The organism is Microbacterium sp. USTB-Y, assembly GCF_023703415.1.
Lineage (GTDB): Bacteria > Actinomycetota > Actinomycetes > Actinomycetales > Microbacteriaceae > Microbacterium.
In genome coordinates, this window is the sequence record NZ_JAGMTU010000001.1 from 105,504 (window position 1) to 120,104 (window position 14,601).

11 protein-coding genes are annotated in these 14,601 nt (G+C 71.5%); 1 reads left to right on the top strand and 10 read right to left on the bottom strand.

Annotation, left to right across the window (positions count from 1 at the left end):
- Positions 1-11 precede the first annotated feature (11 nt).
- Complete coding sequence (locus J8G10_RS00475; RefSeq protein ID WP_251438514.1) at positions 12-680, bottom strand: response regulator transcription factor; 669 nt, start codon at positions 678-680, stop codon at positions 12-14.
- A gap of 172 nt (positions 681-852) precedes the next feature.
- Positions 853-2,307: a glyceraldehyde-3-phosphate dehydrogenase gene (locus J8G10_RS00480; protein ID WP_251438515.1), complete on the bottom strand. Its 1,455-nt coding sequence runs from the start codon at positions 2,305-2,307 to the stop codon at positions 853-855.
- Positions 2,308-2,579: 272 nt separating this feature from the next.
- On the opposite strand from J8G10_RS00480, the gene J8G10_RS00485 reads away from it, so the two are divergent.
- Positions 2,580-3,905, top strand: a complete 1,326-nt coding sequence (locus J8G10_RS00485) for an amidohydrolase (RefSeq protein ID WP_251438516.1) — start codon at positions 2,580-2,582, stop codon at positions 3,903-3,905.
- A gap of 262 nt (positions 3,906-4,167) precedes the next feature.
- Here the strand turns inward: J8G10_RS00485 and J8G10_RS00490 are convergent, their stop codons facing one another.
- From J8G10_RS00490 to J8G10_RS00525, 8 genes are all read right to left on the bottom strand, one after another.
- The gene (locus tag J8G10_RS00490; protein WP_251438517.1) at positions 4,168-5,151 is read right to left on the bottom strand and encodes a methyltransferase dimerization domain-containing protein; all 984 of its coding nucleotides are present in this window, start codon (positions 5,149-5,151) and stop codon (positions 4,168-4,170) included.
- 184 nt (positions 5,152-5,335) lie between these two features.
- Positions 5,336-6,061, bottom strand: a complete 726-nt coding sequence (locus J8G10_RS00495) for an alpha/beta fold hydrolase (protein ID WP_251438518.1) — start codon at positions 6,059-6,061, stop codon at positions 5,336-5,338.
- Between the two features lie 46 nt (positions 6,062-6,107).
- Positions 6,108-6,695 carry a TetR/AcrR family transcriptional regulator gene (locus J8G10_RS00500; protein ID WP_251438519.1) on the bottom strand — a complete coding sequence of 196 codons (588 nt, stop codon included), beginning with the start codon at positions 6,693-6,695 and terminating at the stop codon, positions 6,108-6,110.
- A gap of 68 nt (positions 6,696-6,763) precedes the next feature.
- A complete protein-coding gene (locus J8G10_RS00505) occupies positions 6,764-7,597 on the bottom strand; it encodes an ATP-binding cassette domain-containing protein (protein WP_251438520.1) in 834 nt (277 codons plus the stop codon).
- Positions 7,594-9,432, bottom strand: a complete 1,839-nt coding sequence (locus tag J8G10_RS00510) for a dipeptide/oligopeptide/nickel ABC transporter permease/ATP-binding protein (RefSeq protein ID WP_251438521.1) — start codon at positions 9,430-9,432, stop codon at positions 7,594-7,596. Before J8G10_RS00510 ends, J8G10_RS00505 begins: the two co-directional genes overlap by 4 nt.
- Entirely contained in the window at positions 9,429-10,370 is a 942-nt protein-coding gene (locus tag J8G10_RS00515; protein WP_251438522.1) for an ABC transporter permease, read from the bottom strand. Before J8G10_RS00515 ends, J8G10_RS00510 begins: the two co-directional genes overlap by 4 nt.
- Positions 10,371-10,436: 66 nt before the next feature.
- Entirely contained in the window at positions 10,437-11,975 is a 1,539-nt protein-coding gene (locus J8G10_RS00520; RefSeq protein WP_251438523.1) for an ABC transporter substrate-binding protein, read from the bottom strand.
- A gap of 235 nt (positions 11,976-12,210) precedes the next feature.
- Positions 12,211-14,538, bottom strand: a complete 2,328-nt coding sequence (locus J8G10_RS00525) for an arylsulfatase (protein ID WP_251438524.1) — start codon at positions 14,536-14,538, stop codon at positions 12,211-12,213.
- Positions 14,539-14,601 lie beyond the last annotated feature (63 nt).

Below are 14,601 nucleotides of genomic sequence, written 5' to 3' on the forward strand. Positions count from 1 at the left end.
CGCCGGCCGCATCATCGCGGATCCCCCGCGCGATAGCCGCGTCCGCGCACGGTGTCGATCATCTCGGGCGCGGTCTTGCGGCGGATGTAGTGCACGTAGGTGTCGACGGTGCCCACGCCGTCCGCCGACGAGAACACGCCGCGCAGGATCTCCTCGCGGCTGAACACGCGCTCGGGGCTCGCCGAGAGGAACTCGAGGAACGCCGCCTCGGTCGCCGTCAGCGACACCCGGGCGCCGGTGGGCGAATGCAGCACCCAGGAGTCGGGGATGAAGGTCCAGTCGCCGATCTCCCGGCGGCGCCCCTCCGCCTGGAATCCCCGGCGCAGCGCGCGCAGCCGCGCCAGCAGCTCATCGAAGTCGAAGGGCTTGGTGAGATAGTCGTTCGCGCCGGCGTCGAGCCCCTCCACACGATCCGGCACCGCGCCGAGGGCGGTGAGCATGAGCACCGGCGTCGTGATGTGCGCCGTGCGGATCGCCGCGACGAGGCTCGCCCCGTCCATCCCGGGCAGCCGACGATCCACGAGCATGACGTCGTAGCGCTCGTCGAGAGCACGGCGCAGCGCCGCAGCGCCGTCCGTCACGTGGTCGACCGCATAGGTCTCGCCGAGCACCTCGAGGGACATCTCGGCGATGTCGGCATCGTCCTCGACGTAGAGCAGCCGCGGGCGGGCATCGGTCATGCGGACCTCCTGTCCTCACCACGATCTCACCACCGGCTCTCCCAGACGAGTCCAAGACGGCGCCGCGGATCGCGGATCGGCCTCCGCGCAGCGGAGACCTCGCGGACGCCGGGCGAGCTCGGCCCACGGCTCGGCTCGCCCGACGTCCGGGGAGGAGGAGACGGAGCGGGGTTCAGCCCTGCAGCGTGACCTCGCGGCGCACGGGCAGCACGACGGGGTGCGATCCCGCCATGACCTCGAGCACGCGGATCACCTGGCTGGAGTAGCCGAACTCGTTGTCGTACCAGACGTAGAGGATGACGTCGGTGCCGTTCGCGATCGTGGCGAGGCCGTCGACGATGCCGGCGCGGTGCGAGCCGACGAAATCGGTGGAGACGACCTCGGGCGACTCGACGTAGTCGATCTGCTGACGGAGCTTCGAGTGCAGCGAGACGCGGCGCAGGTAGTCGTTGAGCTCGGCCTTCTCGGCGGGGCGCTCCAGCGTCAGATGCAGCACGGCGAGGGACACGTCGGGGGTGGGCACGCGGATCGCGGATCCGGTGAGCTTGCCGGCGAGCTCGGGCAGCGCGCGGGCGACGGCCTTCGCGGCACCGGTCTCCGTGATCACCATGTTGAGCACCGCCGAGCGGCCGCGGCGGTCGCCGGAGTGGAAGTTGTCGATGAGGTTCTGGTCGTTGGTGAACGAGTGCACCGTCTCGACGTGACCGCGCACGATGCCGTACGCCTCGTCGACGGCCTTGAGCACCGGCGTGATGGCATTGGTCGTGCAGGACGCGGCCGACAGGATCCGGTCGCCGTCCTCGATCGTGTCGTGGTTGATGCCGTGCACGATGTTCTTCAGGTCGCCCTTGCCCGGTGCGGTGAGCAGCACGCGCGCGACGCCGGTCGATTCCAGGTGGCGGCTGAGGCCGGCCTCGTCGCGCCAGCGACCGGTGTTGTCGACGACGATCGCGTCGTGGATGCCGTAGGCGGTGTAGTCGATCGTCGCCGGGTCGTTGGAGTAGATGACCTGGATCCGGGTGCCGTTGGCGATGAGCTGCGAGTTCTCCTCGTCGACGTCGACGGAGCCCTCGAAGCGCCCGTGCACGGAGTCGCGCAGCAGCAGCGAGGCGCGCTTGACGAGGTCGTTCTCGGCCCCCTTGCGCACCACGATCGCACGCAGGCGCAGCCCGCTGCCCCCGCCGGTGTGCGCGATGAGGATCCGCGCCAGCAGGCGGCCGATGCGGCCGAACCCGTAGAGCACGACGTCGGTCGGCTCGGCGGCCTCGGACGCCTCGCCGAGCGCCGGGGCGAGCTCGGCGCGCAGGCGCTCGAGGAGGGTCGCCTCGTCGCCCTGGACGTTCTCGACCAGACGGCCGACGTCGAGCGATGCGGCGGACGGGGCGAGCCGGCGCAGCGCCTCGAGCACCGCGAGCGTGTCCTCCAGCGCGAGCTCGTCGTGCCCGAGGGCGGCGACGCGCTCGTGCACCTCGAGGATCTCGGTCGTGGAGAGCCCGAGCAGGCGGTGCCCGTGCAGCGACGTCACCACGTCGCGATCTCGGTTCAGCCCGCCGATCAGCGGGATCATCCGCTCGGCGAGTTCTTCTCTGGCCTTCCAGTCGTCGCGGCGCGCGGCGAAGTCGTTCATCAGCGTCCTTGCAAGCAGATGCGCCAGGGATCGGTGGCGCGGAATCGGGTGGGGCGGATCCGCCCTCTCCCAGGGTAGGCGTCGGCACGCCCTCGAACCGGCCGATCCGGCGCGCAAGAACCGCTGTTCTTGACTCCAGGCTGAAGCACGGCCCCGTCCTGCCGAGCCGCTGGCAGGCAAATTGCGCCAGATCCGCCACGACGGAGAGGCAGGACACGCCCCCTCCCGAATCGTCGCGCTCCAGAGAATCGTTCGTCTACACTGGTGGAATAATGAAGAACGCACCGTTCGGCGACGCGGCCGATCTCCTCCTGCACGGCGGCCGGATCCGCACCCTCGACCCGCACGGATCGGTCGTCGACGCGCTCGCGATCCGCTCCGGGCGCGTGGTCGCTGTCGGCGCGGACGCCCGCGCGCTCCCCGCTGCGGCGACCGTCGACCTCGAGGGCCGCACCGCGATCCCCGGCGTGAACGACGCGCACCTGCACGCCGCCTGGCTCGGCGCCCGTTGGCCGCACCTGTTCTTCTCCGACATCCCGGCGCACGAGCAGCCGGCCGGCCGGCTCGTGCACACGGACGCCGATCGCCGCGACGCCCTGCGGAACGCGTGGCGCCTGCTCGCCGAGCTGGGCATCACGAGCTACACCGAACCCGGGATCGGGCCGGGCGAGGACGGGGGCGAGACGGGGTGCTTCGGCACCGCCATGATGGACGCCTACCTCGACCTCCATCGCGCCGGCGCCCAGACGGCCCGCGTCACGCTGCTGCGCCTGTTCGGGGAGCTGGACGGCACGGCCGACCTCGCGGACTTCGAGCGGGGGATCCTCGCGCCGAAGCCCGAGACGGATCCGCACTGGCTCGCCGTCACCGGGGTCAAGATCTTCGCCGACGGGATCCCCCCGATGACGACCGCCTGGGTCAGCGAGCCCTACCCGGACGGCAGCTCGGGCGAGCTGCTGCCGCAGGGCGCCGAGGGGGCGCTGCACGCCTACCGGCGCATGATCGGCCTCGCCGTCGAGCGGGGCGAGCAGGTCGCGGTGCATGCCACCGGCGACCAGTCGATCGAGGAGTTCCTGCGCGTGCTCGAGGCGCACCCGCACGTCGCCGCCGCGCCGCACTACGTCGTGCACGCCGACCTCGCCACCCCCGCGCAGATCGAGCGCATGCGCGCCGTCGGCGCCGGGTTCGCCGTCCAGCCGCTCATCGCCGAGCACACGCGCGCGTGGGCCGGGACGCAGCTGGGGCCCGAGCGCACCGCCGCCGCCTGGCCGCTGCACGCCATGATCGACTCGGGCGCCCTCACCACGATCACGAGCGACGCCCCGATCGCGACGCCGGACTGGCGCATCGGGCTGGACGCCTCGCTCGCTCTCCTCGGCCGCGACGACGCGGCGACCCGGGACGCCCTGCTGCGCCGCATCACGCTGGATCCCGCCCGCCAGGACGGCGCGTCCGCGTGGAAGGGATCGCTCGAGGTGGGCAAGGTCGCCGACCTCACCGTGCTGGACGAGGATCCGGCCGAGCCCGGCCGTCCTGTCGCCGGCATCGGCGTCGCCCGCACGATCGTCGACGGCCGGACGGTGTTCGAGCGGGGCTGATCCGCTGATCGACCTCGGATCGTGGTGCGCCGAATGCACCGGATCCTGCCGAGCACACGGCTACTTCACGCGAACGCGCCGTGCACTCGACACCTTTCCGTGCGCTCGGCGCTCTGAGGCGCTCCGCAGCGGCCCGGACCCGCCCGCGCGACGGGAAAGGGGCGGGCGACGTGTCCGCTCGTCGCCCGCCCCGGATCCGCTCCCGTCCGCAGGATCGGATCCCGATGCGTCGCCCGGCCCCGCAGGGCAGGGCGACGCCGCCTCACACCGCCGTGGCGATGAGCACCCGCGGGCTCGCCGGGAGGGCGATCTTCTCGCGCACGTCCCAGCCCGCGTCGGCCAGCCAGCCGCGCACCTGCGCCTCGGGGTAGACGATCGTGCCGTCGATGACGAGGTACTCCCCCGCGTGCAGCGCGTCGATGCCGCGCTGCTGCGCGTCGTCGTCGAGGAAGAAATCGAGCACGGTCAGGGTGGCGCCCGGCACCGCCGCGGCCCGGAGGTTGCGGAAGATCTGCGCGTTCTCCTCGGCGGAGAAGCGGTGGATCACATGGTTCGCGAGCACGGCGTCGTAGGCGCCCTGGGGCTGCGCGGTCGCCGTGTCGCCGATCTCGACCGTGACGCGGTCGGCCGCGCCGGCCGCCTCGACGGCCTCGGCGATGCCGTCCTCGAACCCGGGGGCGTAGAGGAACGTCGTGCGCAGGCCCGGGTTGCGCCGCATCGCCTCGAGCGCGAAGCCCGCCGACAGGCCGCCGAAGTCCAGCGCGTTCGTCGCGGCGGAGAGGTCGACGAGGCGGCCGAACTCCTGCGCGTGCAGCGCGTTGTACGTCATGACGCCGGCCATGAAGGTGCCCCAGCGCGCGTCGTCCATCTGCAGGTCGCCGGGCTCGGTCGTGTCGACGGTGTGCGCGAACTGCAGCCAGTGCGGGTAGCTGATCTCGCCGAGGAAGGTGAGGAACGGCGCGAGGTCGAGGGCCGAGGCGTCGCCGGCCAGGTACGCGGCGGAGTCCGGCTCGAGGGCGTAGCGGCCGTCGGCGCGGGTCAGCAGCCCCTTGCCCGCCATCGCGTCGGCGAGGATGCGCGCGATGCGCTCGCTCACGCCGGTGCGCTCGGCGATGGCGGGGACCGTGTCGGCGCCGTCCGCGATCGCCGCGAAGAGGCCGATCCGGCTCGCCTCGAAGAGCTGCTTCGAGGCCATGTAGCCGGTCGCGATGTCCAGGATCCGCGCGGCGTCGGGTGTGGTCGTCATGGTGTGCCTTTCTTGTTTCTACAATTGTAGGAAATAGTCGACAGGGGTGTCCAGGGAATCTTCGGAAGCCGCGTTTCGTCTCGGGCGGCTCCGCCGTCCTCGCTCAACGACCCCGAACGTGTCGGGGGGCCGCGTTTCGACTCGGGCGGCGTCGGCGGCCCGGTCGACGAGCCTGGAGCCGGGGTCAGTCCTCGGCGAGGAACCCGGCGGCGGCGGCGCGGAACTCCGGGGCGTGCAGGGCCCCGAGGTGGTCGCCCGGGACGCGGACGACCCGGGAGTCCGGCAGCGCCGCCGCGAGCGCGTCGATCCCCTGCGCCATGGGATCCTCGACCCCGCCGAGCAGCAGCACGGGCTGGGCCGGCGCGCCGACGGCGGGATCGAACGGCTCGGCGGCGAGGCCCTCGATGAGGTCGAGCAGCGCCTCCGGACGGTTGCCGGGGAGGGTCGTCATGCCCAGGATCATGCCCGTGATCGGATCCGCCGGCGCCGGTCCCCCCGCGGCTGCGAGGCGGGCCGCGGGCAGGTCGACCATCGTGAACGGCTCCATCGGGCTGAGCCCGCCGAGCGCCACGCGCCGCACCGCGAGCGCGGGGTGCGCGGCGAGCGCCCAGGCCAGCCGCGCCCCCAGGGAGTAGCCGAGGAGGTCGACCTCCTCCCCTGGGGCGACGGCCGCGACGGCCTGCGCGAGCAGGTCGACGACGCCGGTCGTCGGGAGCACGCCGACCGCGGGGCTCTCGCCGTGGGCGGGGAGGTCCACCCGGACGAGGGGCCGACCCGCGAACGCCTCCTCCCAGACCGGCGCGGGCCAGTCCTGCGTCGCCCGCGACGCGAGGCCGTGCAGCAGCACGACCGGGCGGCCGGAGCCGGCGCTCCGGGTGACGGACAGGGTGTTCTCGGGTGCACCGCTCATCGGGCGCCCTCCTCTCGATCGGGGGTGGAGGCCGCCGGCGACGCGGTCAGCGCAGTCGCGCGAGGAACCGGTCGATGTAGGCCTGATAGTCGGGGATGCGATCGCCCTGGGGATACATGAGGTTGATCACCGTCGCGCCCACGGCGACCGAGATGAACTCGTTCGCCATGGCGACGTAGTCCTGGTCGCGGATCGCACCGGCGTCCCGGGCGGCCTCCATGCGCTCCACGAGCATGGCCCTCCAGCGGGCCAGGTGCACCTGGTAGAGCTCGGCGAGGGACTCGTTCGCCATCGCGTACTCCCACAGCGCCAGCAGCACGCGCCCGCTGGCGATCTCCTCGGGCTCGCTGGGGAGCGTCCCGACCAGCATCTGGCGCAGCATCTCCTCCGGACCGACCTCCGCCGAGATCGACGCCTGCAGCCACAGGTCGTGCTCCTGCAGCACGGCCTCGAACGTCGCCGCGACGATGCTCTCCTTGCCCGGGAAGTAGTGCTTCAGCGCCCCGTTCGCGAAGCCCGCCTCGGCGGCGATGCTGCGCATGGTCGCCGCCTCGAACCCGCCCTTGAGGATGATCCCCTTGGCGACCTCGACGATCTCCCGACGACGCTGATCGTGATCGATGATCTTCGGCATGGGTTCCTTCCGACGGGGCGTCCGGCGACGGCGCGCACCGGGGCGCGCAGCTGCGGGATCGCTGCCTGCTACCGTACCGGGGCATCCGCTGCCTCACGCAGCGCCAGCCACTCGGCCCGGCGGATCCGCTGCTTGACGGGGTCGGCGACGGGCGAGGCCAGGCGCAGGCGCTCGGCATAGGGATGCCGCGGCGCGCGGGTGATCTGCTCACCCGCCCCGGTCTCGACGATCTCCCCGTGGTACATCACGGCGACCCGGTGGCACACCCGGCGCACCACGCCGAGGTCGTGCGAGACGAACAGATAGGAGACGCCCGTGTCGCGCTGCAGCTCGATGAAGAGGTCGAGGATCGTCGCCTGGGTGGTGAGGTCGAGGGCGCTGACCGGCTCGTCGCACACGATCAGGCGCGGCCGGCGCACGAGCGCGCGGGCGATCGCGACGCGCTGGCGCTGCCCGCCGGAGAACTCGCTCGGATAGCGGTCCATCGCGGTCTCGGGCAGGCGCACCCGGTCGAGCATCTCGCGCACCCGCGCCTGCGCCGCGGATCCGCCCAGGCCGCTCGTCAGCAGCGGCTCGGACAGGATGTCGCCGATGGTCATCGCCGGGTTCAGGGATCCGTACGGATCCTGGAACACGACCTGCACGTCGGCCGCGAGCGCGCGGCGCTCCGCGCGGCCGAGGGAGGTGATGTCCCTGCCGTCGAAGCGGATGCTGCCGCCGGTCACGGGCGCGAGGCCGAGGATCGCCTTGCCGAGCGTGGACTTGCCGGATCCGGATTCGCCGACGAGGCCCATGCACTCCCCCGGCGCGACGTCGATCGAGACGCCGTGCAGGGCACGGAACGCCGACCGGCCGTGGCCGTACTCGACGACCAGGTCCTGCACCTCCAGCAGCGCGGTCATGCGCGCACCTCCGTCGTGTTGGTCGTGCCGGCGGTGACGCGGCCGGCGGTGCCGAGTCCCGCGCGCCCCTCGGCGTCGAGCTCCGCCCGCCCTGCCGCGTCGTCGAGGGACGCCGCGATGAGCTCCCGCGTGTACGGCTGCTGCGGATGCGCGAACAGCGGATCCACGTCGCCCTGCTCCACGATCTCGCCGCCGCGCATCACGATCACGCGGTCGCAGATGTCGGCGACGACGCCGAAGTTGTGCGTGACGATGAGCAGCGCCATGCCGTACTCCTGCTGCAGCTCCCGCAGCAGCTCGAGCACCTCGGCCTGCACGGTGACGTCGAGGGCCGTGGTGGGCTCGTCGGCGATGAGGATCGACGGGCGGCCCGAGATCGCGCCGGCGATGAGCACGCGCTGCGCCATGCCGCCCGAGACCTGGTGCGGATAGCTGCGCAGGACCCGGTCCGGATCCGCCAGTCCCACCCGCAGCAGCACCTCGCGCGCCCTGGCTTTCGCGTCGGCGGCGCTCATGCCGTGCACGCGGCGCAGCGGCTCGATGAGCTGGTGCCCGATCGTGTACGACGGGTCGAGGTTGCTCATCGGCTCCTGCGGCACATAGCCGAGCTCGCGGCCGAGGAGCGCCTGGCGCTGCTTCGGCGTCGCCGTCGTGACGTCCTGACCGGCGATGCGGATGGCGTCGGCGGTGCTCGCACCGCTCGCGGGCAGCAGGTCGAGCACGGAGAAGACCGTCTGCGACTTGCCGGATCCGGATTCGCCGACGATCCCGACGACCTCGCCGGGGGCCACGTCGAGGGTCACGCCGTGCACGACCTCGACGACGCCGTTCGGGGTCGCGTGGCTCACGCGCAGGTTCTCCACGCGCAGCGCGGATGCCTCGGCCGCGTGCCGCACGGTTCCGGTCGCGGGCACGGCCTCGACGGCCGCGTCGGCGCCCTTCGCGCCGCGCTGGCGCAGCCGCGGCGTGCGCACCTGCGCCAGCTCGGCGAGGGTGGATCCCATGATCGCGAGCACCGCGATCGTCAGTCCGAGCGCGACCGAGGGCCACAGCAGCATGAGCGGATAGGTGAGCATGAGGCGGAAGCCCTCGAGCATCATCGCGCCCCAGCTGGGCACGTTGGAGTCTCCGATGCCGAGGAACTGGAGCCCCGCCTGCATGCCCATCGCCATGCCCGCGGTGAGCGCGGTCTGGATGATGACGGGCGGGTAGACCGCCGTGACGACGTGCCGGGAGATGATCCGCGCATCGGAGAGGCCGGACACCCGGGCCGCATCGATGTAGGGCTCCTCGCGCACGGACATCGTCTGCGACCGCGCGATGCGGAAGTAGCCCGGCACCATGAACACGCCGACCGTGACCATGAGCAGCTCGAAGTTGTTGCGGCTGCCCGCGGCGACCACGAGCAGGATGATCATGCCCGGGATCGACTGCAGCGCGTCGCTGACCCACATCGCGATCCGGTCGAACGGGCCGCGGAAGTAGCCCGCGGCGACGCCCGTGGGGACGCCGATCACGACCGCGGTCACGATCGTGATGAGCGCGCCCCAGATCGTCACGCGCGTCCCGTAGATGAGCCGGCTGAGGATGTCGCGCCCGGTCGAGTCGGCGCCGAGCAGGTGCGCGGCGGACGGCGGCGCCTTGGCGGCCGCGAGGTCGACGAAGTTCGGATCCATCGGCGCGAGCAGCGGGGCTGCGACGCCCACGAGCACGATGAGGACGAAGATCCCGAGCGGGATGTATCCGCCGGGGTGACGGAGGAACCGGCGGAACAGGCCGGAGCGGCGGCGCTGCCTGGCGCGGTCGAACGCGACGCGGATGTCGGTGGTGGTCATGCGACGCGCACCTTCGGGTTGATCCAGCCGAGCACGAGGTCGAGCAGGAGGTTGATGATCACGACGAAGACGATCGACACCACCGTGATGCCGAGGAGCATCGGGATGTCGCCGTTCTGGGAGGACTGGTTGGTCAGCATGCCGATGCCGGGGAGGCTGAAGATCTGCTCCACCACGATCGCGCCGCTGAGCAGGCCGACGAACATGAGGGCGATGACGGTGAGCGCCGCGGGAGACGCGTTGCGCAGGATGTGCAGGTTGACCCGGGCCGGGGACAGCCCGCGGCTGCGCAGCGTGCGCACCCAGTCCTGACGGCTCTGCGCGATCACGGCGTTGCGCAGCTGCTCCGAGACGGCGACCACGCCGCCCAGCGCGAGCGAGATCGCGGGCAGGGTGAGCGAGCGGATCCAGCCGTCGAAGGACTGCGAGGGCTGGACGTAGCCGACCGCGGGGAACCACTTCAGCTGCACCGCGAACCACATCACGAGCACGAGGCTCACCCAGAAGCCGGGCAGGGCGAACAGGACCACGGACACGCCCTTGAGGATCCGGTCGAACCAGGTCCCCGGGCGCAGGCCCGTGACCATGCCGAAGGCGATCCCGAGGACCGCGGTGATGAGCGTCGCGAAGGTGACCACCGAGAGGGTCACCGGGACCTTGATGGCGAGCTGCGCTCCCACGGGCTGGAAGTTGCGCCAGGAGGATCCGAAGTCGCCGGTGAGCAGGTGCGAGAACCAGTCCCAGAACTGCACGAGCAGCGGACGGTCGATGCCGATCTTCGTCGCCAGCGCGGCCTGCTGCGCGGGGCTCGCGGTGGTGCCGAGGAGCGCGGCGGTCGGATCCTTGATCGCCAGGTGCGCGAGGAAGAACGTCGCGACGGAGACGACCACGAGCAGCACGATGCCGGACAGCAGCCGCTTCGCGGTGAACAGGAGCATGAGGACCTCTCGGGGGTGAGGAGGAGACGGGGGCCGGACCCGGCGACGGGCCCGGCCCCCGGGGCGTCAGCCCTTGGTGATGTAGCGCAGCGTCGGGAACATCATGCCGATGACGGGCTGCACCTTGATGCCGGACACCGAGTAGTAGGTGTTGTCCGCCTGGTACCAGACCGACCACCAGGCCTGGTCGACCAGGGCCTTGTTCAGGTCCTTGATCGCCTTCGTCTGGTCGCTCCCCTTGGTGTCCTGGACCTTCTGCACGAGCGGTGCGAGGACCGCGTTGCTCGCGTAGTCGGGTGCCGGGTTGAACCACTGCTTGGACGTGACCTGCCGGGCGACCGTCGCCACCTCGTTGCCGTCCATCGCGAGGAAGGAGATGAACATCGGGTAGTTCGGCGCGTTCAGCTGGTAGTCGGGCATCTGCATGTTGTCCCAGGTGACCTTGACGCCGATCGCGGTCAGCGCCTGGTCCGCGGCGGGCTTCCACTGCTCGAACACCGGCGACATCGGCATGGAGATGTCGAAACCGTTCGGGTAGCCGGCCTCGGTGAGGAGCTGCTTCGCCTTGTCCACGTTGTACGCGTACTGCTTGTTGAGCGACGGGTCGTTGACCGAGCCGCCGTCGGGGAAGACCTGGTTCGTCGCGACGCCGGCGCCGCTGCCGACGGCCTTGAGGATCGCCGCGCCGTCGAAGGCGTAGTTCAGCGCCTGGCGGACCTTGAGCTCACCGAGCGCCTTGTTCTTCGCGCCCGTGTGATCGGTGATGACGAGCCCTGCCCAGCCGGAGACCCGGGAGACCGTGTTCCAGCCCTGCTGCTGGGCCGCGTCCTTGTTCGTGATGTCGCCGTACTGCACGTTGATCTGACCGCTGAGCATGGCGTTCTGGCGGGCGGTGGCGTCCATGATCGGGAAGATCGCGAGGTTCTTGAACGTGTACGCCTTCGCGTCCCAGTAGCCCGGGACCTTCGTGAAGTGGTACTCGGATCCGGCGACGCTCGTCGCGCTGTCCAGCGTGTAGGGGCCGGAGCCGACCGGCTGCTTGCCGAGCGTGCCCGCAGCGATCGCCTTCGGCGACATCACGTAGCTGCGGCCGAGCCCCATGAAGTACAGGATGGTGTCGTCGCGCTGCGTGAGGTTGATCTTGACCGTGTGGTCGTCCACCGCCTCGAAGGACGACACGTTCGTGTAGGCCTCGCCGGAGCGCGCGCCCGCCTTGAGGTAGTCGAGGCTCTTGACGACGGCGTCGGCGTCGACCGGGGTGCCGTCGCTGAACTTCCCGCCCTGGTGCAGGGTGAGGGTGATGCTGAGGTCGTCGGAGGCGACCTCCCACTTCTCCGCGAGGGCGGGAACCGGCTTGCCGTCCTTGTCGAGGGCGATCAGGGCGTCGTAGACCGCGGACAGGTACGGCCCGTCGAAGCCGATGTCGGCCAGGGCCGGATCCCAGGACGTGACGTCCAGGAAGTTGCCGATGTTGAGGTCGTCGGGGGCGTTCGCCGCGGCGGCTGCGTCGCTCGCCTGCGTCGTGGCGCCTCCGCCGCCGGAGCAGCTGGTGAGGGCGAGGACCGCGGCCACGGCCGCGGCGATCGCGAGGGGCACTCGTTTCATGGTTCCTTCTCTCGGTGCGGGTTGAGGTGAAGAAGGGTTCGAAGCACCTTCGGCCGCGCTCCAGGGAGCCTTGCCGACGTCACTCCGATGTGTCGTTGCGTTTAGTCTACATGTGTGGAAAAAGAACGCAAGCAGTTCTTCCCCCGGGACGGACCGGATCCATGACCCTGCGCGAATCGCCCTTGTCCGAGCGCGCAGAGCTGTCGCCCGCGGCTCGGACGAGGGCGGCGCACGCTCAGTCCGCGACCCGCGCGACCTCGCGGTCGATCTCGCGCAGTTCCGTGACGTCGTGGGCCGATCTCGCGCCCGGCAGGTACCGGACGACCAGCGCCGGTCCGTCGAACCGATAACTGCGATGCCTCTCGTAGAGCTCCCAGTCGACGGGTCCGCCGTAGTCGTATCCCACGCTGATCCCCGTGAACGGCGCCATTCCCAGCAGCATCGGCACGGAGGGGATCCGCACGCCTGCGGCGCCGTCGACCTCGAGCTCGGCACTCCAGCGCAGGTCGTCCTGCTCCGCCATCCTCAGCACCAGGCGATGCGCACCGGGGGCGAGCGCCGCGCCCCGGGCGCGATGCATGCGCCCGTACGCGTTGTAGGACACAAGGGGGGCGCCCCCGTCGATCGCGACGAGGTAGCCGCCGCCCTGATCGCCGTGCGCCACGAGCACACCGGCGGAGTCCGCCGTGGTGACGACGTCGATCCACACCTCGAAGGACCTCAGCACGGTGAGGGCCGCCGAACGGTAGCGCTCCAGCGGAGGCCGGTAGGGCACGAGGGCGACGGGATCGCCCAGCGGACGCTCGGTCGCGGGCCGGATCCGGTGCAGGGATCCGTCGTCGTCGAGCGGGAAGACCGCGTTCGCCCAGGCCTCCTCACGCCAGCGCCCGGCGAGCCGCGCGGTGCGCTCCTCCTGCTCCGCCGCGACGTCGCGCGTCTCGGTCGGATCCTCCGCGAGGCGGTAGAGCTCCCAGACGCCGCCCGCCGCCCCCTGCTCCCGGGTCGGCGGCGTCGTGGAGACCGCCTTCCAGCCGTCCTCGATCAGCGCGCGACTGCCGAAGCACTCGAAGTACTGGTCCTGCCGTCCCGGCGCCTGCGGGGCGCCCAGCACGTCGACGACGCTGCGGCCGTCGCTCGGCACGGCCTCCTTCCCGTGCCGCCGGTCCAGCCGCGGCGTCCCGGTCAGCTCGAGGATCGTCGGGGCGAGGTCCGAGACGAAGACGAACTGGTCGCGCAGCCCCGCCGGCATCTCCTCGGGCGCGGCAGGCCAGGAGACGATGAGCGGAGCGTGCACCCCTCCCTCGTACAGCGAGCCCTTGAACGAGCGGAACGGCGTGTTCGACACGCGCGCCCAGCCGGCGGGGTAATGCGCGAACAGACGCGGGCCGCCGATCAGGTCGACCTCGCGCGGCTCGTCGGGCACCCAGCCCTCCGGATCCGGTCCCATCCTGCCGAACTGGGCGAAGTAGCTGCGGGTTCCGCGCGGACCGCCCTCGGCGGTGCCGCCGTTGTCGCTCGCGACCACGATGATGGTGTTGTCGCGCTCCCCCCGCTCCTCGAGGTGGGCGATCAGCCGGCCCACGCTCTGATCGACCTCGTCCACGGCCGCGGCGTAGACCTCCATGTAGCGTGCGAACAGCTCCCGCTCCGCGTCGTCGAGGTCGTCCCAGGACGGGATGCGCCCCTCGTCCGCGAGCGCGCCCTGCGGCAGCGCCGCGTCGCCTCCGACGATGCCGCGCTCGCGCTGGCGGGCGAACCGCTCCTCGCGCAGCGCGTTCCACCCGGCCTCGTAGCGGCCGCGGTACTTCGCGATGTCGGCCTCCTTCGCCTGGATCGGCCCGTGCACGGCCGTGTGCGCGAAGTAGAGGAAGAACGGCTTGGCCGCGTCGTTCGCGCGCAGGTCGTCGATCATGCCGATGGCGCGGTCGGTGAGGTCGTCCGTGAGGAAGTACCCGTCCGGGAACTCGGCGACGTCGACGACCGAGTTGTCCTGGACGAGGCGGTGCGGGTGGTGCAGCGAGGTGAAGCCGTCCATCGACCCGAAGTAGCGGTCGAAGCCGCGCTGCAGCGGCCACGACGACCGGTCCGCGCCGTCGTGCAGGCGGGAGTCGACGGTGAGGTGCCACTTGCCGACCATGAAGGTCGCGTAGCCGCCGGCGCGCAGCGATTCCGCGAGCGTCGGCGCGTCCTCGGGCAGCGTGCACGAGAACCCCGGATAGCCCGGATCCGTGTGGGCGACGAGGCCGAACCCCGCCCGGTGCGGGTTCAGCCCGGTCAGCAGGGCCGCGCGGGCGGGCGAGCACAGCGGCGCCGTGCGGTAGTTCGTGAAGGTCCACCCCTCCTCGGCCAGCCGATCGATGTGCGGGGTGTCGATCTCCCCGCCGAACGGTCCCAGGTCGCTGAAGCCGAGATCGTCGACGAGGACCACGATCACGTTCGGGGCCCCCGGCGCCGCGCTCGGCTGCGGCGGCCACCACGGCTCCGACTCCGAGGTGAACTCCCCCACCCGGCCGCCGAAGCCGCGGTAGGCGGCGGACGGCGTCGTCTCGTCCTGAAGATCCATACTGCGTGCTCCTCGTCCCTCTGTCCCGTTCTCGTCCCGACGCCGCGCGGCCTCCGCCACGTC